Origin of the sequence: Pseudomonas sp. s4 (assembly GCF_046764235.1) — a bacterium.
In the GTDB taxonomy this organism is placed as follows: domain Bacteria; phylum Pseudomonadota; class Gammaproteobacteria; order Pseudomonadales; family Pseudomonadaceae; genus Aquipseudomonas; species Aquipseudomonas asiatica.
Genome location: NZ_CP177209.1, coordinates 5,781,445 through 5,806,435 on the forward strand (window position 1 = coordinate 5,781,445; position 24,991 = coordinate 5,806,435).

At 62.5% G+C, this 24,991-nt stretch carries 24 protein-coding genes and 1 riboswitch; of the genes, 11 read left to right on the forward strand and 13 right to left on the reverse strand.

The features are described 5' to 3' along the window. The first annotated feature begins 125 nt into the window (after positions 1 to 125). Complete coding sequence (locus ACK56M_RS26840) at positions 126 to 578, forward strand: GNAT family N-acetyltransferase (RefSeq protein WP_054572172.1); 453 nt, start codon at positions 126 to 128, stop codon at positions 576 to 578. Between the two features lie 32 nt (positions 579 to 610). Here ACK56M_RS26840 and ACK56M_RS26845 read toward each other — a convergent pair whose 3' ends face one another. The 9 genes from ACK56M_RS26845 to tkt form a co-directional block, all read right to left on the reverse strand. After that, entirely contained in the window at positions 611 to 907 is a 297-nt protein-coding gene (locus ACK56M_RS26845) for a winged helix-turn-helix domain-containing protein (protein ID WP_013974495.1), read from the reverse strand. A gap of 12 nt (positions 908 to 919) precedes the next feature. After that, positions 920 to 1,420, reverse strand: a complete 501-nt coding sequence (locus ACK56M_RS26850) for a M48 family metallopeptidase (protein ID WP_003259625.1) — start codon at positions 1,418 to 1,420, stop codon at positions 920 to 922. A 39-nt stretch (positions 1,421 to 1,459) separates the two neighbouring features. Further along, positions 1,460 to 3,586, reverse strand: coding sequence for a putative bifunctional diguanylate cyclase/phosphodiesterase (locus tag ACK56M_RS26855; RefSeq protein WP_015272053.1), 2,127 nt, complete (start codon positions 3,584 to 3,586; stop codon positions 1,460 to 1,462). 243 nt (positions 3,587 to 3,829) lie between these two features. Beyond that, on the reverse strand, positions 3,830 to 4,894 hold the full coding sequence (gene fba / locus ACK56M_RS26860; protein ID WP_015272054.1) for a class II fructose-bisphosphate aldolase: 1,065 nt from the start codon (positions 4,892 to 4,894) through the stop codon (positions 3,830 to 3,832). Between the two features lie 100 nt (positions 4,895 to 4,994). Next, positions 4,995 to 5,324: an MliC family protein gene (locus ACK56M_RS26865; protein ID WP_015272055.1), complete on the reverse strand. Its 330-nt coding sequence runs from the start codon at positions 5,322 to 5,324 to the stop codon at positions 4,995 to 4,997. A 63-nt stretch (positions 5,325 to 5,387) separates the two neighbouring features. Continuing rightward, positions 5,388 to 5,639 (reverse strand): hypothetical protein, encoded by a 252-nt coding sequence (locus tag ACK56M_RS26870; protein ID WP_015272056.1) that lies wholly within the window; start codon positions 5,637 to 5,639, stop codon positions 5,388 to 5,390. Beyond that, on the reverse strand, positions 5,639 to 6,802 hold the full coding sequence (locus ACK56M_RS26875) for a phosphoglycerate kinase (protein WP_411959152.1): 1,164 nt from the start codon (positions 6,800 to 6,802) through the stop codon (positions 5,639 to 5,641). The genes ACK56M_RS26870 and ACK56M_RS26875 overlap by 1 nt, the downstream gene beginning before the upstream one ends. Before the next feature lie 12 nt (positions 6,803 to 6,814). Further along, entirely contained in the window at positions 6,815 to 7,876 is a 1,062-nt protein-coding gene (epd, locus tag ACK56M_RS26880; RefSeq protein WP_015272057.1) for an erythrose-4-phosphate dehydrogenase, read from the reverse strand. Between the two features lie 150 nt (positions 7,877 to 8,026). Next, on the reverse strand, positions 8,027 to 10,024 hold the full coding sequence (tkt, locus tag ACK56M_RS26885) for a transketolase (RefSeq protein ID WP_015272058.1): 1,998 nt from the start codon (positions 10,022 to 10,024) through the stop codon (positions 8,027 to 8,029). Between the two features lie 228 nt (positions 10,025 to 10,252). On the opposite strand from tkt, the gene ACK56M_RS26890 reads away from it, so the two are divergent. The 4 genes from ACK56M_RS26890 (at position 10,253) to ACK56M_RS26905 (ending at position 14,825) form a co-directional block, all read left to right on the forward strand. Continuing rightward, positions 10,253 to 11,245: an ArsR/SmtB family transcription factor gene (locus ACK56M_RS26890; RefSeq protein WP_015272059.1), complete on the forward strand. Its 993-nt coding sequence runs from the start codon at positions 10,253 to 10,255 to the stop codon at positions 11,243 to 11,245. Positions 11,246 to 11,263: 18 nt separating this feature from the next. After that, entirely contained in the window at positions 11,264 to 12,454 is a 1,191-nt protein-coding gene (gene metK / locus ACK56M_RS26895; protein WP_015272060.1) for a methionine adenosyltransferase, read from the forward strand. Between the two features lie 145 nt (positions 12,455 to 12,599). Continuing rightward, positions 12,600 to 14,300 carry an NAD-dependent DNA ligase LigB gene (gene ligB, locus ACK56M_RS26900; RefSeq protein ID WP_015272061.1) on the forward strand — a complete coding sequence of 567 codons (1,701 nt, stop codon included), beginning with the start codon at positions 12,600 to 12,602 and terminating at the stop codon, positions 14,298 to 14,300. Between the two features lie 132 nt (positions 14,301 to 14,432). Continuing rightward, a complete protein-coding gene (locus tag ACK56M_RS26905) occupies positions 14,433 to 14,825 on the forward strand; it encodes a DUF1090 domain-containing protein (protein ID WP_015272062.1) in 393 nt (130 codons plus the stop codon). Positions 14,826 to 14,982: 157 nt separating this feature from the next. Here the strand turns inward: ACK56M_RS26905 and ACK56M_RS26910 are convergent, their stop codons facing one another. Further along, a complete protein-coding gene (locus tag ACK56M_RS26910; protein ID WP_015272063.1) occupies positions 14,983 to 15,429 on the reverse strand; it encodes a c-type cytochrome in 447 nt (148 codons plus the stop codon). Positions 15,430 to 15,548: 119 nt separating this feature from the next. On the opposite strand from ACK56M_RS26910, the gene ACK56M_RS26915 reads away from it, so the two are divergent. Further along, positions 15,549 to 16,700 (forward strand): murein transglycosylase A, encoded by a 1,152-nt coding sequence (locus ACK56M_RS26915; RefSeq protein WP_015272064.1) that lies wholly within the window; start codon positions 15,549 to 15,551, stop codon positions 16,698 to 16,700. A gap of 49 nt (positions 16,701 to 16,749) precedes the next feature. On the opposite strand, the gene ACK56M_RS26920 is transcribed toward ACK56M_RS26915, so the two are convergent. Together ACK56M_RS26920 and ACK56M_RS26925 are read right to left on the reverse strand one after the other, a co-directional pair. Further along, on the reverse strand, positions 16,750 to 17,136 hold the full coding sequence (locus ACK56M_RS26920) for an MAPEG family protein (RefSeq protein WP_015272065.1): 387 nt from the start codon (positions 17,134 to 17,136) through the stop codon (positions 16,750 to 16,752). Between the two features lie 28 nt (positions 17,137 to 17,164). Beyond that, positions 17,165 to 17,998, reverse strand: coding sequence for an EamA family transporter (locus ACK56M_RS26925; RefSeq protein ID WP_015272066.1), 834 nt, complete (start codon positions 17,996 to 17,998; stop codon positions 17,165 to 17,167). 354 nt (positions 17,999 to 18,352) lie between these two features. Here ACK56M_RS26925 and ACK56M_RS26930 point away from each other — a divergent pair, with 354 nt between their 5' ends. Beyond that, positions 18,353 to 19,168, forward strand: coding sequence for a DUF3800 domain-containing protein (locus ACK56M_RS26930; RefSeq protein ID WP_015272067.1), 816 nt, complete (start codon positions 18,353 to 18,355; stop codon positions 19,166 to 19,168). Positions 19,169 to 19,310: 142 nt separating this feature from the next. Further along, positions 19,311 to 20,546: a cation:proton antiporter gene (locus tag ACK56M_RS26935; RefSeq protein WP_015272068.1), complete on the forward strand. Its 1,236-nt coding sequence runs from the start codon at positions 19,311 to 19,313 to the stop codon at positions 20,544 to 20,546. Positions 20,547 to 20,579: 33 nt separating this feature from the next. On the opposite strand, the gene ACK56M_RS26940 is transcribed toward ACK56M_RS26935, so the two are convergent. Then, on the reverse strand, positions 20,580 to 20,981 hold the full coding sequence (locus ACK56M_RS26940; protein WP_003257757.1) for an acyl-CoA thioesterase: 402 nt from the start codon (positions 20,979 to 20,981) through the stop codon (positions 20,580 to 20,582). A 178-nt stretch (positions 20,982 to 21,159) separates the two neighbouring features. After that, positions 21,160 to 21,256, forward strand: a riboswitch (S-adenosyl-L-homocysteine riboswitch). Between the two features lie 20 nt (positions 21,257 to 21,276). On the opposite strand from ACK56M_RS26940, the gene ahcY reads away from it, so the two are divergent. The 3 genes from ahcY to ACK56M_RS26955 all read left to right on the forward strand — a co-directional run bounded on the left by ahcY (position 21,277) and on the right by ACK56M_RS26955 (position 24,861). After that, positions 21,277 to 22,686 carry an adenosylhomocysteinase gene (gene ahcY, locus ACK56M_RS26945; RefSeq protein WP_015272069.1) on the forward strand — a complete coding sequence of 470 codons (1,410 nt, stop codon included), beginning with the start codon at positions 21,277 to 21,279 and terminating at the stop codon, positions 22,684 to 22,686. Positions 22,687 to 22,852: 166 nt separating this feature from the next. Beyond that, a complete protein-coding gene (metF, locus tag ACK56M_RS26950; RefSeq protein ID WP_015272070.1) occupies positions 22,853 to 23,698 on the forward strand; it encodes a methylenetetrahydrofolate reductase [NAD(P)H] in 846 nt (281 codons plus the stop codon). A gap of 92 nt (positions 23,699 to 23,790) precedes the next feature. Beyond that, positions 23,791 to 24,861 carry a hypothetical protein gene (locus ACK56M_RS26955; RefSeq protein ID WP_015272071.1) on the forward strand — a complete coding sequence of 357 codons (1,071 nt, stop codon included), beginning with the start codon at positions 23,791 to 23,793 and terminating at the stop codon, positions 24,859 to 24,861. Positions 24,862 to 24,991: the final 130 nt, after the last annotated feature.

Below are 24,991 nucleotides of genomic sequence, written 5' to 3' on the forward strand. Positions count from 1 at the left end.
ACTGCCAATGAGATTACACAAAGGCGTCGCCGAGGGCAGCGGCCAATAGTGTCATTTAGCCTCTATTTTGGCCGTGGCACGTGCATCATGCGATGATCGACGGTCCACTCAAGGAGTTCGCACCAATGTCCATCGACTGGCTTTGCAAGCACCACACCGATCTCAGCAAGGACCAGCTCTACGCCATTCTGCAGTTACGCACGGAAGTGTTCGTGGTCGAGCAACGCTGCGCCTACCAGGAAGTCGATGGCCAAGACCTGACCGGCGATACCCTGCACCTGATGGGCTGGCAGGATGACAAGCTGGTGGCCTACCTGCGCCTGCTCGACCCGCAATCCCAGGGTGGGGATGTGGTGATCGGGCGGGTGGTGACTGCACCCGCGGCGCGCAAGCTGAAGCTGGGGCATACCTTGCTGCTCAAGGGGTTGAAGGCAGCGGAGCATTGCTGGCCGGGGGTGCCGGTTTATCTGTCGGCGCAGGCGCATTTGCAGGCGTTCTATGCCCGGCATGGGTTCGCTGTGGTGGGCGAGGAATATCTTGAGGACGACATTCCGCATATCGGGATGCGCAAGGGATGAGATCGCCGGGCTGCAAAGCAGCCCGCAGTGGATCAGGGATACCCCAGCACTTCGCGAACCTGCCGCAGATGCTGGATGATCCACTGCTTGTCGATCGCCCCCCAGTCATGAATGCGGTAATGCCCGGCGTGGTTGCGCGCGCCTTCCTGCTGTTCGAACTCGCAGACGATATCCAGGTCGGCTAGTGCCGCAATGGTGTCCTGGGCGGTGCGCCGGGGCATGCCGGTCGCTTCCATCAGGGCCGGAACGCTGGTCGCGGTCTGGCTGTCGATCAGCCAGGCTACGTACAGGCGCCGGTAGAAGCTGCTCTTGGTCTTGCTCACTTCCATGCTGCGTGGTCCTTAACAGTTGCCCGGCAGCTCCCGATAGGTCAGGTAGACGCGCAGGTCGAATTCCAGTTGGTGGTAGTCCGGCTCCATGTGCTGGCAGAGCTGGTAGAACGCCTTGTTGTGGTCGCGCTCGCGCAGGTGTGCCAGTTCGTGCACCACGATCATGCGCAAGAACTGCGGCGCGGCCTCCTTGAACAGCGAGGCAATGCGGATTTCCTTCTTCGCCTTGAGCTTGCCGCCCTGCACCCTTGATATCGCCGTATTCAGGCCCAGGGCCCGATGGGTCAGGTCGAGACGATTGTCGAACAGCACCTTGTCCAGGTTCGGCGCGCTGCGCAGGTATTGCTGGCGCAAATCCTGGGCATAGCCGTACAACGCCTTGTCGTTCTGCACGTCATGGCGGTCGGGGTAGCGGCGCTGCAGGTACTCGCCCAGGCGGTCGCTGTCGATCATCTGCCGCACTTGCTGCTGCAGGTGCGGCGGATAAGCTTGCAAATATCGTAATACGGTCATGGCGCTGCATTCGGTGTAACGAATGCCGATTCTAGCCAATCATGGCCCCGGCCAGGAGAAAATCGCCGGGAAGCTGCTGGCATCCGTGGCGGTCATCGGGTAAGCCACCAGGAACCCCTGCACGTACTCACAGCCATTGGCTTTGAGCCAGGCTGCCTGAGCCGGGGTTTCCACCCCCTCGGCGATCACCGTGATGCTGTAGTCGAGGCACAGGCCGATGACGCTGCGCACCAGCGCGGCATCCACCACCGAGTCGGGCAAGCGCGCCACCAGGTGGCGGTCGAGCTTGAGGGTATCGATCGGCAGGTCGCGCAACATGCGCAACGAACAGTCGCCGGCACCAAAGTCATCCAGCGCCACCCGCACACCCAGCTCACGCAAGCGGTGTATCTGTTTCACCGCCGCATCGATGTTGTACATCAGCGAGGTTTCCGCCACTTCCACCTCCAGCTGCGCCGGGTCCAACTGGTAAAGCTGGATGACCCGGTGCAGTTCGTCTACCAGGCTGGGCATGGCGAACTGCGCGCGGCTCAGGCTGATACCCAGCACCAGGTCCGCCGAGAAACGCTGGCACCAGGCCTGGCGCTGGGCCGCGCCCTGGCGGTAGATCCAGCTGGCCAGGCGGTTGATCAAGCGCGCCTCTTCCAGCAACGGGATGAACAGCCCCGGCGGTACGTCGCCGACACTGGGATGCTGCCAGCGCAACAAGGCCTCGAAGCCACGCAGGCGGCCATCGATGAAGCCGACCTGCGGTTGATAAACCAGAGTGAAGTCTTGCTGCTCCACGGCCGTGCGTACGCTGTCCTCGAGCATCAGCCGCGAACGTGCCCTGCCATTGAGTTCCTGATCGTAGAAGCGATATTGCTGGCGCCCGGCCTGCTTCGCTGCGTACATCGCCGCATCGGCCGCGCGCAGCAGGCCTTCGACATTGGCCCCGCAATCCGGATAAGTGGCGATGCCAATGCTCACCCCAAGGCTCACATCCAGCCCTTCCACCTGGTGGCTGATGGAAATGCGTTCCAGCAACCGCTCGGCATAGCGCCCAGCCTGCTCCGGGTAAGGCAGGCTGTCGAACAGTGCAGTGAACTCGTCCCCGCCCATGCGCGCCAGCAGCGCTTCACTGCCCAGGCAATCCTTGAGCTGTTCGGCCACCCAGTGCAGCACCCGGTCGCCCGCGTCGTGGCCGAGCGAGTCGTTTATGCGTTTGAAGCCATCCAGGTCCATGTACATCAGCGCCTGTGCCTTGTCCGAGCGCTCGTTGCGCAGCAGCGCACCTTCGGCGGCCTGGTAGAACCCGCGGCGGTTGAGCAGGCCGGTAAGCGGGTCGGTGACGGCCTGGTACTCCAGCTGCTGGTGCAGGTTGCGCACCACCGACATGTCCAGCACGGTGACCACCATGGCCTGTTGCTCGGCCGGCAGTGGAGCACAGGACAACGCCACCGGCACCAGCTCCCCGCCAAGGGTGCGCAGCTGGGCATCGTGAACACGGAAGATGCGCCCCCCTAAGTAAGCCTGGTAGAACTCCGACTCGTTCCACAAGCAGGCACTGGCCAGTTGCACCAAATCGAGCAGATGGGCGCCCTGCAACTGCTGGACTGGCGCTGACAACAAACGGGAAATGGCCGGGTTGGCAAAGCTGATGATGCCTTGGGCATCCACCACCAGAATGCCCTCGGCAGCGTTCTCCAGGATCGACGCGTTGAAAGCCCTGGCCGTTTCCAGCTCACGGGTCAGGCGCTGCAGCATGCGCCGATTGCGCTGCTGGTCGAGCAGGGCCTGGACCTTGGGCTTGAGAATTTGCGGGTCGAACGGTTTGAACATGTAGTCCACGGCGCCACTGGCGTAACCCTTGAGCACGGCCGCTTCGGACTGTTCATTGGCGGTGAGGAAAATGATCGGGGTCAGCCGAGTGCGCTGGCTGCCGCGCATCAGTCGGGCGACTTCGAAGCCGTCCATCTCCGGCATCTGTACATCCAGCAGCACCAGGTCGACATCGTGTTCAAGCAAAGCACCCAGGGCTTCCATCCCCGAGTTTGCCGTCAACACCTGCCAATCCTGACGGGCCAGCAATGCCCGCATGCTGATGAGGTTTTCGGGGTAATCGTCTACCACCAGAAGAACCGAGTTGCCATCCAGTGGCTGAGGGTGAGGTTGAGCGCCATCCATGCTGCTTCTCTATTATGTGACCGACTTCAAGATACGGTTGGATCCACTAGTACTCTAGACCTGAGCGGATAACACGCAATGCAATCAGAACGCTATCAGTGCCTCAACTATACGGTAGCCGACTAACGGTCGCTTTGCCGGGAATATGTGCCGGCCTTTTCGCGGGCATGCCCGCGCAAGGTTCTAACACCCAAAAATGAAAAAACCCGCATCGCTGCGGGCTTTTTCATTAATACCAGAAGATCAGTTGACCTTGGCGGCCAGCTCACCTTTCAGGTAGCGCTGGTACATGCCTTCCAGGGAGATCGGCTTGATCTTCGAGGCATTGCCAGCGGTGCCGAAGGCTTCGTAACGAGCGATACACACGTCACGCATGGCCTTGATGGTTTCACCGAAGAACTTGCGCGGGTCGAACTCGCTCGGGTTCTGCGCCATCAGGCGGCGCATGGCACCAGTGGAAGCCAGACGCAGGTCGGTGTCGATGTTGACCTTGCGCACGCCGTACTTGATACCTTCGACGATTTCCTCGACCGGTACACCGTAGGTTTCCTTGATGTCGCCGCCGTACTGGTTGATGATCGCCAGCCACTCTTGCGGCACCGAGGACGAACCGTGCATCACCAGGTGGGTGTTGGGGATGCGCTTGTGGATTTCCTTGATGCGGTCGATGGCCAGCACGTCACCGGTTGGTGGCTTGGTGAACTTGTAGGCACCGTGGCTGGTACCGATGGCGATGGCCAGGGCGTCGACCTGGGTCTTCTTGACGAAGTCGGCAGCCTCTTCCGGGTCGGTCAGCATCTGGCTGTGGTCCAGCACGCCTTCGGCGCCGATGCCGTCTTCTTCACCAGCCATGCCGGTTTCCAGCGAACCCAGGCAGCCCAGCTCGCCTTCTACCGAAACACCGCAGGCGTGCGCCATGGCAACAGTCTGCTGGGTAACGCGAACGTTGTACTCGTAGTCGGTCGGGGTCTTGCCATCTTCACCCAGCGAGCCGTCCATCATCACCGAGCTGAAGCCCAGCTGGATCGAGCGCTGGCAGACGTCAGGGCTGGTGCCGTGGTCCTGGTGCATGCACACCGGGATATGCGGGAATTCTTCGATGGCCGCCAGGATCAGGTGACGCAGGAACGGGGCACCGGCATATTTGCGGGCACCGGCCGAAGCCTGGACGATCACCGGGGAGTCGGTCTTGTCGGCCGCTTCCATGATGGCGCGCATCTGCTCGAGGTTGTTGACGTTGAAAGCTGGTACGCCGTAACCGAACTCGGCGGCGTGGTCCAGCATCTGGCGCATGCTAATGAGTGCCATTGTGTATCTCTCTCCCGACAAGCGTCGTTTGTTTCGTGCAAGCCTGCCGCAGGGGCGGTTGCTGTTCAAGTAGTGTGGGCCACCCTCGCGGCCCGGCCAGTCACGGTGCCTTGCAGCCCCGCCCAATCAGATCGTTGGTTGCCACCCAGTACACCAGGCCTTCTTCGCCCTTGGTATGGAAGGCCAGCATGCCATCGCTGTACAGCGCACCCGAGGCACCCGGCTCGGCCTTGAGCCGGTAGACCTGGTCGCCGCCACCAAGGCGCACATCGACCTGATCGCGCTGCACATCGGCGAAGCGCCACAGCACTTCAGCCTGAGTGTCGCAGACCCAGCGGGTCCAGTCGTCTGCCGGAGCGGGTTGCGCCGGCTTCAGCAGCGAGCATCCTGCCAGTGTCGCCAGGGCCGTCACGGCCAAAAGCGCTTTCATTACATATCCTCTAGATGACCATGCAGCGGCCGCTTGGTTGCCCGACCCGACGAAATGCCGGGTTCAAGGGCAACCAGGCGCCTTGCGCTGGTGGTCTTCGTCGTACTTTTCCAGGCCTTCCGGGCCCACGCGCTTGCTGATTACCGGCACGGTCTCGGCCTGCCACTCGGACTGGTAGCAACCGCCCTTGGGCGGCTGCGCCGGGTCGGTATCCGAGGACGGGCTGCCGGCGCATGCGCTCAGCAGGCCAGCCAGCATCATCACAGGCAATTGCTTGACCATCAGGCCGCTCCCTTTGCCAAGCGCCGACGTCATCAGGCCTTGGCCCGCTCTTCCAGGATCGCCACGGCCGGCAGTACCTTGCCCTCGACGAACTCGAGGAAGGCGCCACCACCGGTAGAAATGTAGGAGATATCGGCGCCAACGCCATATTTGTCGATGGCAGCCAGGGTGTCACCGCCACCGGCGATGGAGAACGCAGCGCTGTCGGCGATGGCCTTGGCCAGCACCTTGGTGCCGTTGCCGAACTGGTCGAATTCGAACACGCCGACCGGGCCGTTCCACAGGATGGTCTTCGACGACTTCAGCAGCTCGGCGAAGTGGGCTGCGGTTTGCGGGCCGATGTCCAGGATCATGTCGTCAGCGGCAACGTCGGCAATGGCCTTGACGGTGGCTTCGGCGCTCTCGGCGAATTCCTTGGCAACCACGACATCGACCGGCAGAGGAACGCTGACCTTGGCAGCGATGGCCTTGGCGGTATCGACCAGGTCAGGCTCGTACAGCGACTTGCCTACCGGGTGGCCGGCTGCGGCCAGGAAGGTGTTGGCGATGCCGCCACCGACGATCAGCTGGTCGCACACCGAGCTCAGGCTGTTCAGCACATCCAGCTTGGTGGAGACCTTGGAACCGGCAACGATGGCCGCCATCGGCTTGGCCGGGGCCTTCAAGGCTTTGCCCAGGGCATCCAGCTCGGCTGCCAGCAGAGGGCCAGCAGCAGCGACCTTGGCAAACTTGGCAACACCATGGGTCGAACCTTCGGCACGGTGGGCAGTACCGAAAGCGTCCATGACGAACACGTCGCACAGGGCGGCGTATTTCTGCGCCAGCTCGTCGGCGTTCTTCTTCTCGCCCTTGTTGAAGCGCACGTTCTCGAACAGCACCAGGTCACCAGCCTTGACCTCGACACCGTACAGGTAGTCGGCAACCAGCGGCACGTCGCGGCCCAAGGCCTTGCTCAGGTAGTCGGCGACCGGCTTGAGGCTGTTCTCGGCGGAGAATTCACCCTCGGTCGGGCGGCCCAGGTGCGAGCAGACCATTACCGCCGCACCCTTCTCCAGGGCCAGCTTGATGGTCGGCAGCGCTGCCAGGATACGCGCGTCGCTGGCTACCACACCGTCCTTCACAGGCACGTTGAGGTCTTCGCGGATCAGTACGCGCTTACCTTGCAGGTCGAGGTCGGTCATCTTCAACACGGTCATGAATGCAGTCCTTCAGGGCTGTTTGTTGCGGGTTGGGTGGACGACGTGCAGATAGTGTTCGGCAACGTCGAGCATACGGTTGGCGAACCCCCATTCGTTGTCGAACCAGGCCAGCAGGTTCACCAGGCGAGGGCCGGAAACACGGGTCTGGCTGGCATCGACGATCGCCGAATGCGGGTCATGGTTGAAATCACAGCTGGCGTGGGGCAACTCGGTGTAGGCCAGCAAGCCTTTCAGCGGGCCTTCCAGCGCCGCCTCGCGCAGCACCCGGTTGACTTCGGCCGCGCTGGTATCGCGGGCGGTCTGCAGGGTGATATCCAGGCACGAGACGTTGACGGTCGGTACGCGTACCGCTTTGGCCTGGATTCGCCCGGCAAGTTCCGGAAGCAGGCGTTCGATGCCTCGCGCCAGACCAGTGGACACCGGGATCACCGACTGGAAGGCCGAGCGCGTGCGGCGCAGGTCTTCGTGGTGGTAGGCGTCGATCACCGGCTGGTCGTTCATCGCCGAGTGGATGGTGGTGATCTGCACGTACTCGATACCGAATGCCTGGTCCAGCACACGCAGCAGCGGCACGCCGCAGTTGGTGGTGCAAGAGGCGTTGGACACCAGGCGCTCGCTGCCGGTCAGGCAGGCCTGGTTGACGCCGTAGACCACCGTGGCATCGACATCGGCCTCGCTGGCCATCGGCTGCGAGAACAGCACCCGAGGCGCGCCGGCGTCGAGGAAGCGCTGGCCATCGGCGCGGGTGTGGTAGGCGCCGGAGCACTCCAGTACCAGGTCGATGTCCAGGGCGGCCCAGTCGATGCCCTCGGGGGTGGCACTGCGCATCACCTTCACGCAGTCGCCATTGATATGCAGACAGTCCCCATCGACCTTCACCTCACCGGGGAAGCGCCCGTGGGTGGAGTCGAAGCGTGTCAGGTATTCAAGGCTGGCCTGGTCGGCCAGGTCGTTCAGCGCGACGATCTCGAAACCGGCCTTTGCCCCCCGCTCGAACAGCGCGCGCAGGACACAGCGGCCGATACGGCCATAACCGTTGAGTGCAACTTTGTAGGGACGCAGGTGGGGCATAGGTAGCTCTTGAACTCCGGCAGTTGAACGGGGCCGCTGCGCAGCCCATTCGCGGCACAAGGCCGCTCCTACAGGGGACGGCGTGCGCAATACCCTGTAGGAGCGGCCTTGTGCCGCGAACGAGGGCCAAAGGCCCTCGCCTTCCTTGTATCAGTCTTCCAGCAGCTCTTCGGCAGTACCGAGGATGTTCTCCAGGGTGAAGCCGAACTCTTCGAACAGTGCCGAAGCCGGCGCCGACTCACCGTAGGTGGTCATGCCGATGATACGACCTTCCAGGCCGACGTACTTGTACCAGAAGTCGGCGTGAGCGGCCTCGATGGCGATACGCGCACCCACTTCCAGCGGCAGCACGGACTGCTTGTAGGCAGCGTCCTGGGCATCGAACACGCTGGTGCACGGCATGGAAACCACGCGCACCTTGCGGCCTTGCTCGGTCAGCTTGGCGTGCGCCTGAACAGCCAGGCCCACTTCGGAACCGGTGGCGATCAGGATCAGCTCAGGCTCGCCGGCGCAGTCCTTGAGCACGTAGCCACCGCGGCTGATGTCGGCGATCTGCTGGGCATCGCGGTCCTGGTGCTGCAGGTTCTGGCGCGAGAAGATCAGCGCCGAAGGGCCGTCCTTGCGCTCCAGGGCGCTTTTCCAGGACACGGCAGATTCCACCGCGTCGGCTGGGCGCCAGGTGTCCAGGTTCGGCGTGCTGCGCAGGCTGGTCAGCTGCTCGATCGGCTGGTGAGTCGGGCCGTCTTCGCCCAGGCCAATGGAGTCGTGGGTGTAGACGTGGATCACGCGCTGCTTCATCAGTGCCGACATGCGCACGGCGTTACGGGCGTATTCCATGAACATCAGGAAGGTCGCGCCGTAAGGCACCAGGCCACCGTGCAGGGCAACGCCGTTCATGATGGCGGTCATGCCGAACTCGCGCACGCCGTAGAACACGTAGTTGCCGCTGGCGTCGTTGGCTTCGACACCCTTGCAGCCCTTCCACAGGGTCAGGTTGGAACCGGCCAGGTCGGCCGAACCGCCGAGGAACTCTGGCAGCAGCGGGCCGAAGGCGTTCAGGGCGTTCTGGCTGGCCTTGCGGCTGGCGATGGTTTCGCCCTTGGCGGCCACTTCGTTGATGTAGGCCTGGGCCTTCTCGCTGAAGTCGGCCGGCAGCTCGCCGCTGTCACGGCGCTTGAACTCGGCAGCCAGCTCCGGGTAGGCCTTGGCGTAGGCGTCGAAGCGCTGGTTCCAGTCGGCTTCAACCTTGGCACCGGCAGCCTTGGCGTCCCACTCGGCATAGATGTCGGCCGGGATTTCGAACGGGCCGTGGTTCCAGTTCAGTTCCTTGCGAGCCAGGGCGATTTCGTCGTTGCCCAGCGGTGCGCCGTGGCAGTCTTCCTTGCCCTGCTTGTTCGGCGAGCCGAAACCAATGATGGTCTTGCAGCAGATCAGGGTCGGGCGATCGCTCTTGCGAGCGGTCTCGATGGCGGTCTTGATCTCGTCGGCGTCATGGCCGTCGACGTTGCGGATCACCTGCCAGTTGTACGCTTCGAAGCGCGCCGGGGTGTTGTCGGTGAACCAGCCGTGCACTTCGCCGTCGATGGAAATGCCGTTGTCGTCGTAGAAGGCGATCAGCTTGTTCAGGCCCAGGGTGCCGGCCAGCGAGGCGACTTCATGGGAGATGCCCTCCATCATGCAGCCGTCGCCGAGGAACACGTAGGTGTGGTGGTCGACGATGTTATGGCCATCACGGTTGAACTGGGCAGCGAGCACTTTTTCGGCCAGGGCGAAGCCCACGGCGTTGGCGATACCCTGGCCGAGCGGGCCGGTGGTGGTCTCGACGCCTGGGGTGTAGCCGTATTCCGGGTGGCCCGGGGTGCGGCTGTGCAGCTGGCGGAAGCCTTTGATGTCATCGATGGTGACGTCGTAGCCGGTCAGGTGCAGCAGCGAGTAGATCAGCATCGAACCGTGGCCGTTGGACAGTACGAAGCGGTCACGGTCGGCGAAACTCGGGTTGCTCGGGTTGTGCTTCAGATAGTCGCGCCAAAGCACTTCGGCGATATCCGCCATGCCCATGGGGGCACCTGGGTGGCCGCTGTTGGCCTTTTGCACGGCATCCATGCTGAGGGCACGAATGGCGTTGGCACGTTCACGACGGCTGGGCATCGCTGATCTCCTGGGGGCTTGAATAGGTGGTGTCACGAAAAAAGGCGGCCATTTTCGCCCACTGGGGGGGCTTGGGGCAATGACGTATGGTCGCAGTCGGGGGATTTTCCTGCGATTGGCATTCAATTCGGGGTAAAACCGGGAGAACCACCCCACTCATCACTCAATATCAAAACTTTTTGATATTGCCCTTGCTAGGGCAACGATGCCTGTCTAGACTGCCGCACCATGAACCTCCGTGCGCAATCGATCCCCGAGCAACGCGAAGCATTGGCTGCCCTGTGCAAAGCCAGTGGCGACGAGCTGCGCCTGAACGTATTGCGCGCCCTGGCCAACGACTCGTTCGGCGTGCTGGAGCTGGCGCAGATCTTCGACGTGGGCCAGTCGGGCATGAGCCATCACCTTAAAGTGCTGGCCCAGGCCGAGCTGGTGGCGACCCGCCGCGAGGGCAATGCCATCTTCTACCGCCGCGCCCTGCCCGACAGCTTGCGCCTGGGCGGTCGGCTGCACGCGGCGCTGCTCGAAGAGGTGGACGACCTGACTCTTCCGCCTGACGTGCAGGCGCGCATTGCCCAGGTGCAGCAACGCCGCGCAGCCACCAGCCAGGACTTCTTCCTGCGCGTGGAAGAGAAGTTCCGCGCCCAGCAAGACCTGATCGCCGGCCTGCCGCAGTACCGCGAAAGCCTGCTGGCGCTGCTCGACAAACTGAATTTCGACCCGGCCGCCAGCGCCCTGGAGGTCGGCCCCGGTGACGGTGGCTTCCTGCCCGACCTGGCCCGGCGCTTCGCCCAGGTCACCGCCCTGGACAACAGCCCGACCATGCTCGAACTGGCGCGCCAGGTGTGCCAGCGCGAAGGGCTCGACAACGTGAACCTGCAGTTGGCCGATGCACTGGGTGCAACGGATGTGGCCGCCGACTGCGTTGTGCTGAACATGGTGCTGCACCATTTCAGCGACCCGGCCCTGGCCTTGCGCCAGCTGGCCAAACGGGTGAAGGCAGGCGGCAGCCTGCTGGTAACCGAACTGTGCAGCCATGACCAGGGGTGGGCGCGCGAAGCCTGCGGCGACCTGTGGCTTGGCTTCGAACAGGACGACCTGGCCCGTTGGGCCAACGACGCCGGGCTGGCCCCCGGGGACAGCCTGTACGTGGGCTTGCGTAACGGTTTCCAGATCCAGGTCCGCCATTTCCAGCGGACGGCTGGCGACATACACCATCGGTAAATTTCAGGAACCTTCGAGATGAGCGAATACTCCCTTTTCACCTCCGAGTCCGTGTCCGAAGGGCATCCGGACAAGATCGCCGACCAGATTTCGGACGCCGTCCTTGATGCCATCATCGCCCAGGACAAATACGCCCGCGTAGCCTGCGAAACCCTGGTCAAGACCGGCGTCGCCATCATCGCCGGCGAAGTCACCACCTCCGCCTGGGTCGACCTGGAAGAGCTGGTGCGCAAGGTCATCATCGACATCGGCTACAACAGCTCCGACGTCGGTTTCGACGGCGCCACCTGCGCCGTGATGAACATCATCGGCAAACAGTCGGTGGACATCGCCCAGGGCGTCGACCGTTCCCGCCCGGAAGACCAGGGCGCCGGTGACCAGGGCCTGATGTTCGGCTACGCCAGCAACGAAACCGATGTGCTGATGCCGGCACCGATCTGCTTCTCGCACCGTCTGGTCGAGCGCCAGGCCGAGGCGCGCAAATCGAAACTGCTGCCATGGCTGCGTCCGGACGCCAAGTCGCAGGTCACCTGCCGTTACGAAAATGGCAAGGTGGTCGGCATCGACGCCGTGGTGCTGTCGACCCAGCACAACCCTGAGGTTTCGCAGAAAGACCTGCAGGAAGCCGTGATGGAGCTGATCGTCAAGCACACCCTGCCTGCCGAACTGCTGCACAAGGGCACCCAGTACCACATCAACCCGACCGGCAACTTCATCATCGGTGGCCCGGTGGGTGACTGCGGCCTGACCGGGCGCAAGATCATCGTCGACTCCTACGGCGGCATGGCCCGCCATGGGGGTGGCGCGTTCTCCGGCAAGGACCCATCCAAGGTCGACCGTTCCGCCGCCTACGCCGGCCGCTACGTGGCCAAGAACATCGTCGCCGCCGGCCTGGCCGAGCGTTGCGAGATCCAGGTGTCGTACGCCATCGGCGTGGCCCAGCCGACCTCCATCTCGATCAACACCTTCGGTACCGGCAAGGTCTCCGACGACAAGATCATCCAGCTGGTGCGCGAGTGCTTCGACCTGCGTCCTTACGCCATCACCACCATGCTCGACCTGCTGCACCCGATGTACCAGGAAACCGCTGCCTACGGCCACTTCGGCCGTACCCCGCAGCAGAAGACGGTCGGCGACGACACCTTCACCACCTTCACCTGGGAGCGTACCGACCGCGCCCAGTCGCTGCGTGACGCTGCCGGCCTGTAAGTTTCCTACAACGCCAGGCGAAAGCCCCTGCCGAGCAATCGGCAGGGGCTTTTTTGTGACATATGGGCTGACAAACGCTGCATGGCGACCCGCACGCTACCTGCCTAGGCTGAGGGCTCACACCCGCCATGCAAGGATGCTGGCCATGCCGCTCATGCTGCTTTTCGCCCTACTGTTGACGTTGAATGCTCCCCTGGCCCGTGCCGCCACATGCCCCACCTGGAACCCGCAACAAGTCGAGGCTGAAGTGAGCCGACTGCGCGCCACGCTTGCCCGCTGGGACGACCATTATCATCGTAAGGGCATCGCACTGGTGGCCGATGAACTGTACGACCAGAGCCGCCAGCACCTGGCGCACCTGCAGCAATGCTTTGGCATCACGACTACCCCGTCCCCGCTGGCCAGCGCTGGCGGGCCAATTCCGCATCCGGTGCCGCACACCGGCGTCGACAAGCTGGCCGACCGTCAGGCTGTAGAACGCTGGCTGGCCGGCAAGGCAGATGTCTGGGTGCAACCAAAGGTCGATGGCGTAGCAGTCTCCCTCATCTACCGAAAGGGCCGGCTGGTGCAGTTGATCAGCCGGGGGGACGGCGTGCAGGGGCACGACTGGAGCCGCCACATCCCCCTGCTCGTCGAACTCAACCGGCAGCTGCCCCAGGCCATTGACCTGCAACTGCAGGGCGAACTGTACCTGCGCCTGGACGCGCATGTGCAAGCCCGGGCAGGCAGCGCCAACGCCCGAGGGACAGTAGCCGGGCTGCTGGCTCGCAAGCAGCTGGGTCGTGAGCAAGGTGAGCGCATCGGCCTGTTCGTATGGGACTGGCCGCAGGGCCCAGACCAGCAGGCCGAGCGCCTCGCGCAGCTGGCGGATCTGGGTTTTGCGCACAGCCAGGATTACAGCGTCGCCATAGAAACAGCGGACGATGCAGCGCACTGGCGTGAGTACTGGTACCGCTCACCCCTGCCTTTCGCCACCGATGGCGTGGTGTTGCGCCAAGGCGTCCGGCCTCCGTCCGAGCGCTGGCAGGCCAAGGCGCCCTACTGGATCGCGGCGTGGAAGCACCCGTACACGCAGGCCTTGGCCGAAGTGCGCGAAGTACGCTTCCGCGTCGGCCGTACCGGCAGGGTTACGCCAGTCTTGCATGTACTGCCGGTTACCCTGGATGACCGGCGAATCACCCAGGTGAGCCTGGGATCGCTGGCACGTTGGCTCAAGCTCGACATCCGCCCCGGTGACCAGGTGGCCGTCAGCCTTGCCGGGCTGACCATCCCACGCCTGGAGCAAGTGGTGCACCGCGCCGCCGAGCGCCAACCGGTGATCGCACCAGCGCCCGGCCAGCATCATGCCCACAGCTGCTGGCAGATCAGCGAAGGCTGCGAAGAGCAGTTCATTGCTCGTCTCACCTGGCTCAGCGGCAAGCAGGGGCTGGCCCTGCCGCGCACCGGCCCTGGTACCTGGCGCCGACTGGTGGCTGCCGGGCTGGTGACCTCGATGACCGACTGGCTGCATCTGGATGCCGAGCGCCTGGCCCAGGTAGCGGGTATCAGTGACACAACGGCTTCGCAGTTGCTGGGCAGTTTCGACCAAGCCCGCTCACGGCCCTTTGCGCAATGGCTGCGCGGACTCGGCGCGCCTACACCCACCGGCATGCAGGTAACAGGCGACTGGCTGGAGCTGGCTGCCCGCACGAATCTTGAATGGCAAGCCATGCCCGGTATCGGCGAAAAGCGCGGGCAACAGCTTGCTGGATTTTTTGCAACCACCGAGGTTCAAGCCATTGCAACGCAACTGGCCACGGCAGGGATCGATGGATTCCGGATCGACAGGCAAAGCATCGAGCAATGATTATTTACCAATTTACCTGTAGGAAAATCCCGAGATTAAGCCGGAAAACCCCAACAAGGGTTTCTAAATGGGCAAAACCAAGGCAGGATTTCCCCCAACTTTTGCTGCCCCGCCCCCTCAAGGAGGCTTTTCATGAAACGTATTTCGACCCTTTTCCTGATCGCGACACTGGGCCTGGCCGCTGGTGCCGCACAAGCCGCCCAGCCGGATGCCGGCCTGACCGGTTGCGCCGCCAAGCGTAGCGCCATCGAGAACCAGTTGAAGATTGCCCGTGACCACGGCAACAACGAACAGGCCGCAGGGCTTGAAGAGGCACTGCGAGGGGTCGATAACTGCACCGACGCCGGCCTGCGCAAGGAACGTGAGCAGAAGGTGCTCGACGCCCGTCACGAAGTGGCGCAGCGGGAAAAGGACTTGAAGAAAGCCGAGAAGAAAGGCGATTCGGAGAAGATCAACAAGCGCAAGGACAAGCTGGCCGAGTCGCGCAAGGAACTGCAGGAAGCGGTGGAGGATCTGGATCGCTGAGGCTCCGACCGGGCAAACGCGATCATTGTAGGAGCGGCCTTGTGTCGCGATGGGCCGCAAAGCGGCCCCGGCCATTTGTGCATCAGCTGAAATCCTGGGGCCGCTGCGCAGCCCTATCGCGACACAAGGCCGCTCCTACACAGGGCAATGCAGTCCATCAATGATTGCGGAATTCCGTATGACAGGCCTTGCAAGCCGCTTCGACCTTGTCCATCGGTGCCTTCAACTGCGCAGCGTCCAGCGGCTGACCGCGGGTGACATCGACCAGTTCGCCAGTGACGCCTTCCAGCTGGCGGGCCAGGTCATGAAAGCGCGTCTGCCGCTCCCATACCTCGGCACGCGCACTACTGTCGCCACCATCACGAGCCTGTGGGAAGTGCTGCCAGGGCTGGTGCGAAAGGTTGTCCAGCTTCAGCGCACCGTCGGCAAACTTCACCCCGTCGAACGGCAACCGCCCACGCAACATGCCGCCCAGGTCTTCGCTGGTCTTGAGCATGTCCTTGAAGATCACCTTGCGCTTGCCCAGCGGGGAGTTCGGGTCAACCCGGTCACAACCACCCAGAGCCAGTGCTGCCAGCAGAACAATGGTCAATCGCTTCAACATCACGGTCACTTCGGCCTACGCAAATGGGCGGCCAGTATCGCCGCCCAGCGGCCAAAGACCAATAGCCACATAAAAAACAGGGGCGAATATCCGTGTTCACCCATGACAGGAACGTACTCATGAAATCTGCCCTGCGCCATCTGGCCTGGACACTTCCGGCGCTGGCCCTGCTGGCCGGCTGCAACGGTGGCGAAAGCACCAAACCCGAGCCCCATGCCATCGCCACCTACGCCAATGCCACTTGGCAGGACCTGCCCACCGTCAGCGACAGCGACCTGGTGGCGGGCTTCCAGGCCTGGCGCAACGGCTGTGAAAAGCTAAAGCGCGACACCGTCTGGGCCAGCACCTGCGAAGCAGCCGCCAGCGTGCCCGACAATGCCTTGCAGGTGCGTGCCTTCCTGCAACAGAACCTGCAGGTATACGGCCTGCGCTCGGCCGAGAATAACGCCAACGGCCTGATCACCGGTTACTACGAACCGGTCTACCCTGGCAGCCTGAGCCAGTCGGCAACCAACCACGTGGCGGTCTATGGCATCCCCGACGACATGATCGTGGTCGACCTGGCCAGCGTGTACCCCGAACTCAAGGGCAAGCGTCTGCGCGGTCGCCTTGATGGCCGGGTGCTCAAGCCATACGACACCGCCGAGGTGATCAACCGTGACGGCGTCAAGGCACCGGTGCTGGCCTGGCTGACCGACCCGATGGACCTGCAGTTTCTGCAGATTCAGGGTTCCGGCCGGGTACAACTGGAAGACGGGCGCCAGCTGCGCCTGGGTTACGCCGACCAGAACGGCCACCCCTACCGGCCGATCGGGCGCTGGCTGGTGGAACAGGGCCAGTTGAAGAAGGAAGAAGTGAGCATGGGCGCCATTCATGCCTGGGCCCAGGCCAACCCACAACGGGTGCCGGAACTGCTCGCCAGCAACCCCAGCTACGTGTTCTTCAGCACCCGCCCGGACAGCAACGAAGGGCCACGCGGTTCGCTGAACGTACCGCTGACCGCTGGCTACAGCGTGGCCATCGACCGCAAGGTGATTCCGCTGGGCAGCTTGCTGTGGTTGTCCACCACTCGCCCGGACGGTACGCCGGTGGTACGCCCGGTGGGGGCCCAGGATACCGGCGGGGCAATTACTGGCGAGGTGCGCGCGGACCTGTTCTGGGGCACTGGGCCGGAAGCTGGAGAACTGGCCGGGAACATGAAGCAGCAGGGGCAGATCTGGATGCTGTGGCCCAAGGGCAAGCCGCTGCCCGAGGTGCCGAAAGTACCTTGATCGACGGTGGATTCTTCGCGGGCTTGCCCGCGAAGAAGGCGACGCGGTATCAGATTGAAACCACGAAGAAAGCCACGATCATCGCCATCCCGGCAAACCACACCAGCGATCGCAGCATGGCCCAGTCGGCCAGGTAACAGATGATGTAAAGCAGCCGGCTGGTGATGTACATCACCCCCAGCACATCCTGGGTCACCTGCTCGGCATTGCCGACGATATCCGCCACCAGCACCGCCGCGGCAAATGCCGGGAAGGCCTCGTAACTGTTCTGCTGGGCAGCATGCGCGCGCCGCGGCAGCCCGGACAGGGTATCCAGGAACGCACGCGGGTCGTGGTTGTCGCGCAGTCGGAAGCGGCCACTACCGGCCTTGGCGATCAACGCGCACAGTGGCGGCAAGAGCAGCGCGATCAGGATGCACCACAGGGCAACAGTCATGGACAGGACTCCTTGTTCAGTCTTCGGGTCAAAGCTTCATTACCAGCATGCCGGCCAACACCAGCCCGCAAGCTAGGAGTCTCGGCCCGCCAAAAGGTTCTTTCAGGTAGCGCATGCCCAGCAGCACCACCAGAATCACACTCAACTCGCGCAACGCCGCCGCTTCGGCCACCGACCCGAGGTGCATGGCCCACAGCACCAGCGCGTAACTGAGCAGTACACACAGCCCCACCGCCAGCCCCAGGCGCCACTGAAGGCGCCAGAACAAGATGAATGGCGCACGTCGGGCCACGCTGGCCAGCAACGGGAAGGGCCAGGCACTGAGCAAGGTCAGCCATACCAGATAATCCCAAGGCTTGCCCCACAAGCGCACGGCCTGGCCGTCGAACCAGGTGTAGCAACCAATACACAGGCCAATCAGGACAACCACCGGCAGCATCGACCAAGGCAGCCGGTCACCGCCACCGCCCTGCCACAACAGGCAAGCCATGCCACAGGGGATCAGCAGGATGCCGATGATCTGCTGCTGGCTCAGCGATTCGCCGGCAAAGGCCAGGGTCAGCCCCAGCACCACCAACGGCGACAGCCCGCGCATCAGAGGATAGACCAGCCCCAGGTCGCCCACGCGGTAGGCCTGGATCAACAGGAAGCGGTACAACTGCTCGGCCAGCGCCGAAGCCAGAAGCCAGGGCCAGATATTAGTCGGCGGTACCGCGGCGAAGGGCACCGCCAGCACCGCGAAGGCCAACGCCACCGTATCCATGCTGGCGATCACCAGCAGGCGCTCGCCGCTGAATTTGATCAGGGTATTCCAGGTCGCATGCAGCAGGGCAGCGACCAACACTAGGGAAGTTGCCAGCACGCGAAATCGTCCTTGCCTTCGAGTCAGATTCGTTTGCAGCACTATACATTGGGTAAAAGGTACGACTAAGGAAAAAGACTACAAACTCTGTGGAAGTTTCAATACGCCTTGCAAGCCGGGGCTTACCCCAAAACGCAATACACTCATCGCTCGCTGTGCCGCATGGAAACGCGTGATACCTCAAGGCGGCCACCCAAACGGAAACACACTCGCTTACGAAACGCGATTGACGCTTCAGGCTTTGCAGGATTAGGATCGCCGTAACGCATGGGGTTACCCGTGCCTACCTTCCGAGGCCCGCGATGCGCAAGCATGCGGGCTTTCGTGTTTCTGGGCCAAGGACACCCAGAAATCATGACGCATTATGTGGCCTACCTCGACGAATTCGGCCATGTCGGGCAATACATCTCGCGCACTCATACCCAGTTCAAGACCAGTCCAGTGTTCGGGCTGGGTGGGGTGCTACTACCTGCAGAAGAAGTACGGGAGTTCGCCATCTTCTTCTATCAGCTGAAATGCCAGTTACTTGCCTGGGATATAAACCATGAAAACCCCAGAAGCCTCCCTCCCTATCAATGGGAAAAGAAGGGCTCAAAGTTATTCACGACACGTAACGTCACACAATATCGATCGTTGAGACAGGCAACGTTTCGCCTGCTCAACCACATCAGAAAGATTGGTGGGTATGTCATTTATGCGGGTGAACATAAGACCGGCCCGGCCAGGCAGCACGACGCGACCAAGACATTCAGACGCCAACTGCTGCATGCGGTGCGAACGATCGATCGTTACTGCACGCAGTCCCGCTCAACCTTCATGCTCCTGCTGGATGAGCAGCGTGCTGGCAACGAGTGGCGTGAGCAAAATGTAGAAGCCTGCACCCTGGCAATGTTCGAGGATCCCGCAGAAAAATGTCGGAGCCTGATAGAGCCGCCGCTGCAGGGCGAAAGCCACCTCTTCCAGACCCTGCAATGCGCAGACTGGATCTGCGGCCTTGTAGGTCGTTTGATGGCAATGGCTGTCTCGCCCGAGGAATATCCCGACTGGGAGCCTTTCGACAGGTACTTCTCGACACGAATCGCCGAGGTCGCCCTACCGGGCTCCGGCTTGCAGCACCAGCCCGTCGAGCCAGAAAGCCATGAGTGCTCGACAGCAAGAACCGAAGCATGATGAAACCCGATGGAAACCTCACAACAGAAACGCGGTCTACCTGCACAGTCAAATAGTGTGTCCCGAACCCTGCGCCAGGTCATCAAAGAACTGCCCGAGCCATTCGGGTTACGACTTGGAAGCCACTGTTACAGGATTCGGGATGCTTGAACTAGTTGCCGCGTTTATCTGCCTCACCACCCTCCTCACCTATGTAAATTACCGTTTCATCGGCCTGCCCCCTGCCATCGGCGTGATGGTCACGGCGCTGCTGTTTTCCCTGATGCTGCAGGGCCTGAGCCTGATCGGCTTCCCTGGCCTGGAAGCGCGCGTCGAAGGGCTGATGAACCAGATCGACTTCAATGACCTGCTGATGCACTGGATGCTGGCGTTCCTGCTGTTCGCCGGCGCCTTGCACGTGAACCTTTCCGACCTGCGCAGCTACCGCTGGCCCATCGGCCTGCTGGCCACCGTCGGCGTACTGATTGCCACCGTCGTCATCGGCTACCTGTCGCACTGGGTGTTCGCCCTGTTCGGCTGGCAAGTGCCGCTGATCTACTGCCTGCTGTTCGGTGCACTGATCTCGCCCACCGACCCGATCGCCGTGCTTGGCGCGCTACGTACCGCCAACGCCTCCAAACCACTGAAAACCACGATCGTCGGCGAGTCGCTGTTCAATGACGGCACAGCGGTAGTGGTGTTCACCGTGTTGCTGGGCATCATCCGTTTGGGCGAAACGCCGAGCATGACCGATACGGCGATCCTGTTCGCCCGCGAGGCCATCGGCGGGGTGCTGTTCGGCGGCCTGATCGGCTATGCCACCTACCGCATGATCAAGAGCGTCGAGCAATACCAGGTGGAAGTGATGCTGACCCTGGCGCTGGTCATCGGCGGCTCGGCAATGTGCTACGAACTGCACGTTTCGGCGCCGATCGCCATGGTGGTGGCCGGGCTGATAATCGGCAACCTGGGGCGCAACCTGGCGATGAACGACATGACCCGTCGCTACATGGACGGCTTCTGGGAGCTGATCGACGACATGCTCAACGCCTTGCTGTTCGCGTTGATCGGCCTGGAGCTGTTGCTGCTGCCTTTCAACTGGATGCACATGGTAGCCGGCGGCGTGCTGGCGCTGGCGGTGCTACTGTCGCGGTTGCTGACCGTGGCCCCGGCGATCGTGCTGCTGCGGCGCTGGCGCCCGGTGCCAAAGGGCACGGTTCGGGTGCTGACCTGGGGTGGCCTGCGCGGTGGGGTATCGGTTGCCCTGGCACTGTCGCTGCCACTGGGCGAGGAACGTGACCTGCTGCTGTCGATCACCTACATCGTGGTGCTGTCGTCGATCCTGGTGCAGGGGTTGAGCATCGGGCGGGTGGTGCGCAAAGTGAGCGCTCAGCCTTGAGAATGCAGGGGCCGCTTTGCGGCCCCAGAATGTTCATTCCACTGCCGAATCCGGGAACTGGTCCTGGATGTACTTGATCTCGGTCCGCCCATGCGCCGCCGGCAACCCATCCTCGCCAAGGTTGACGAAGACCATCTTGTCGACCGTGAGGATGGCCTTGCGGGTGATCTTGTTGCGCACTTCGCACTTGAGGGTGATCGAGGTACGGCCGAACTCGGTGGCAGTGATGCCCAGCTCGATGATGTCGCCCTGACGCGAGGCACTGACGAAGTTGATTTCCGATATGTATTTGGTCACCACACGCTGGTTGCCCAACTGGACGATGGCGTAGATCGCAGCCTCTTCGTCGATCCAGCGCAACAGGCTGCCACCGAACAAAGTGCCATTTGGGTTGAGGTCTTCGGGTTTAACCCACTTGCGGGTATGAAAGTTCATCTGTACTCCTGACCTGCTTGGCTAACGTGCAGCAATGATGGCAGAGCGGCCGCTGCCGCTCCATTGAACATCGACTATCGTCGCGATTAATCGACAGAAAACCTTGGGCAAGCCGACGGGCGCGGCTATAATCTCCGCCGCTTCACATGGCCGCCCACAGCGGCGCCATGCCCGCCACCCGTCCGAGGGGCGCTGCAGCAGGCTAGGCCTGTCAGGCTCGGATGGGGCGTTGCTCGCTCTCGCGAGCGCTTAACGCACAACGGCGCCCATTCGCACACTACGAATGGAGGCTCTCATGAGCGCTGCAAACATGCCTGCTGGTTTTACCGATTACAAAGTCGCCGACATCTCCCTGGCCGCCTGGGGGCGTCGCGAAACCATCATCGCCGAGTCGGAAATGCCTGCACTGATGGGCCTGCGTCGCAAGTACCTGGCCGAGCAACCGCTCAAGGGTGCGAAGATCCTGGGCTGCATCCACATGACCATCCAGACCGCCGTGCTGATCGAAACCCTGGTTGCGCTGGGTGCCGAAGTGCGCTGGTCGTCCTGCAACATCTTCTCCACCCAGGACCAGGCCGCCGCGTCCATCGCCGCCGCCGGTATCCCGGTTTTCGCCTGGAAAGGTGAAACCGAACAGGAGTACGAGTGGTGCCTGGAGCAAACCATCCTCAAGGATGGCCAGCCATGGGACGCCAATATGGTCCTCGACGACGGTGGCGACCTGACCGAGCTGCTGCACAAGAAATACCCGCAAGTGCTGGAGCGCGTGCACGGTGTGACCGAAGAGACCACCACCGGCGTGCACCGCCTGCTGGACATGCTGGCCAAGGGCGAGCTGAAAGTCCCGGCGATCAACGTCAACGACTCGGTTACCAAGAGCAAGAACGACAACAAGTACGGCTGCCGTCACAGCCTGAACGACGCCATCAAGCGTGGTACCGACCACCTGCTGTCGGGCAAGCAGGCCCTGGTGATCGGCTACGGTGACGTGGGCAAGGGCTCGGCCCAGTCCCTGCGCCAGGAAGGCATGATCGTCAAGGTCACCGAAGTTGACCCGATCTGCGCCATGCAGGCCTGCATGGACGGTTTCGAAGTGGTTTCGCCGTTCATCGACGGTATCAACAATGGCACCGAAGCCAGCATCGACAAGGCCCTGCTGGGCAAGATCGACCTGATCGTGACCACTACCGGTAACGTCAACGTCTGCGACGCCAACATGCTCAAGGCGCTGAAGAAGCGTGCCGTGGTGTGCAACATCGGCCACTTCGACAACGAGATCGACACCGCCTTCATGCGCAAGAACTGGGCCTGGGAAGAGGTCAAGCCGCAGGTGCACAAGATCCACCGCACCGGCGCTGGCAGCTTCGACCCGCAGAACGACGACTATCTGATCCTGTTGGCCGAAGGTCGCCTGGTCAACCTGGGTAACGCCACTGGCCACCCAAGCCGCATCATGGACGGTTCGTTCGCCAACCAGGTACTGGCGCAGATCTTCCTGTTCGAGCAGAAGTTCGCCGACCTGCCGGCCGAGAAGAAAGCCGAACGCCTGACCGTCGAAGTACTGCCGAAGAAGCTCGACGAAGAAGTGGCACTGGAAATGGTCCGCGGCTTCGGTGGCGTGGTCACCCAACTGACCAAGCAGCAGGCCGACTACATCGGTGTCACCGTCGAAGGCCCGTTCAAGCCACACGCCTACCGCTACTAAGCGGCCAGCTTGAAGCGTCAAGCGGCAATCAAAGGCAGACCGTGCCATTGCCGCTTGCAGCTCAAGCATCAAGGATCTTGAACGATGCCCAAGCCAGGCCGGCCATAACCGATCTGGCTTTTACTTGCAGCCTGCCGCTTGAAGCTTGCTGCTAGAGGAACGCCAGATGTCCCAGGAACGCCGTTACAGTTTCGAGTTCTTCCCGACCAAGACCGATGCCGGTCACGAAAAGCTGATGGGCGTCGCCCGCCAGTTGGCCGCTTACAACCCGGACTTCTTCTCCTGCACCTACGGTGCCGGTGGCTCGACCCGCGACCGCACGCTGAACACCGTGCTGCAGCTGGAAAGCGAAGTGAAGATACCTGCCGCGCCGCACCTGTCGTGCGTAGGCGACACCAAGGCCGAACTGCGTGCCCTGCTGGCCGAATACAAGGCTGCAGGCATCAAGCGCATCGTCGCCCTGCGTGGCGACCTGCCATCGGGCATGGGTATGGCCAGTGGCGAACTGCGCTACGCCAGCGACCTGGTCGAATTCATCCGCCAGGAAACTGCCGACCACTTCCACCTGGAAGTGGCCGCCTACCCCGAGATGCACCCCCAGGCCCGCAACTTCGAGGCTGACCTGGCCAACTTCGTGCACAAGGTCAAGGCCGGTGCCGACAGCGCCATCACCCAGTACTTCTTCAACGCCGACAGCTACTTCTACTTCGTCGAGCGCGCACAGAAGCTGGGCGTGGACATCCCGGTGGTACCCGGCATCATGCCGATCACCAACTACAGCAAGCTGGCGCGTTTCTCCGACGCCTGTGGCGCCGAGATCCCGCGCTGGATCCGCAAGCAGCTGGAAGCCTATGCCGACGACACCGCCAGCATCCAGGCATTCGGCGAGGAAGTGATCACCGGCATGTGCGAACAGCTGTTGCAAGGTGGCGCACCGGGCCTGCACTTTTACACCTTGAACCAGGCCGAGCCGAGCCTGGCGATCTGGAACAATCTGCAGCTGCCGCGCTGAAATTTTTTGCAAAATCTGTTTAAGATTTGATTAAGGCTTTGGTCATAGACTAAAGCCTTATTCATTTTCCGGTTAAACAGGTCTTGCCTGCCATGCAGCCCCCTCAGCCATTGCGTCCCCAGCTCGTCTACCTGGCTTTTGGCCCGGCAACCTACCATCAGGAAGCCTGCTTCAGCATCATCAGCGCCCTCGCCCATCTGGGCACGGGCGAAGCCATGGACATTCAGGTTTACACCGACAACCCGCAGCCCTATGCCGGTCTGCCGGTCACCGTGCACCTGTTGGACGAAGCCACACGCCAGGCATGGAACGCGCCTCACGGTTATCACTTTCGCAGCAAGCATGTGCTGTTGCGCCAGGTGCTGCAGCAACACCCGCTGGCAGTGCTGATCGACACCGACACCTTCTTCCGCAAGTCGCCGCTGGAGCTGTTCGCTCGGGTAGCCCCTGGCCGCCTGCTGTGCAATGCCATCGGTGCGCGCTACGGCAGCAACCAGAAGTGCCTGCTGTACAAGAACCTGCTGGCCATCCTCGAGTCCAGAGGCCTGGCTGATTGCCAGATGCCACTGGTCAATTCGGGGGTGATCGGCCTCACCGTCGAAGACGCCGGCACCCTGGACCGCTCCATCGCCATGATGGACGAGTTCCACCCCCTGGCTCGCGAGGCCTATACCCTCGAGGAGTTCTGCCTGGCGGTGGCGGCCTACCGCACGCTGGAATTGGCCGAATGCACAGATGTCATCCACCACTACTGGAGCCGCAAGGCGCAGTTCCGCGCCAAGATCCAGGCCTGGCTGCGCAAGCACGGCCACGAGCCGCTGAGCCAGGCGGCGCTGGCTGATGTGTCCCTGGTCAATGACCAGTTGCCTCGCCCCCCGGCTCTGCAACGCCTGGGTTACAAGGCACTGAGCATGACCCTGCCCAGCCACGAGCGCCAGTTCGCCCGCGAGCTGCTTTATGGCTGCTACCCCTACCCCAATGAGTTCGACCGCGCCTGCGCGCCGGCCTGGTGGGACAAGGCCCTGGAAAACCTCAACGCCCGCCATGGCCACGTGGAGCCCGAGCAACTGCGCCAGTGCCTGCGCCACCCGGGGTTGCGCCTGTCGCTGGGCGAGCGGCGCAAGGATATCGAGGCGCACCTGCTGAGGTCATCCCACACTTGAGTAAACCTGTGCCGGCCTCTTCGCGGGTAAACCCGCGCCCACAAGTACATCGCGAGCCTGCAAGCCAGCAGAGATCCTGTGGGAGCGGGCTTACCCGCGAAGAGGCCGGCACAGGAGAACATCATCCTCA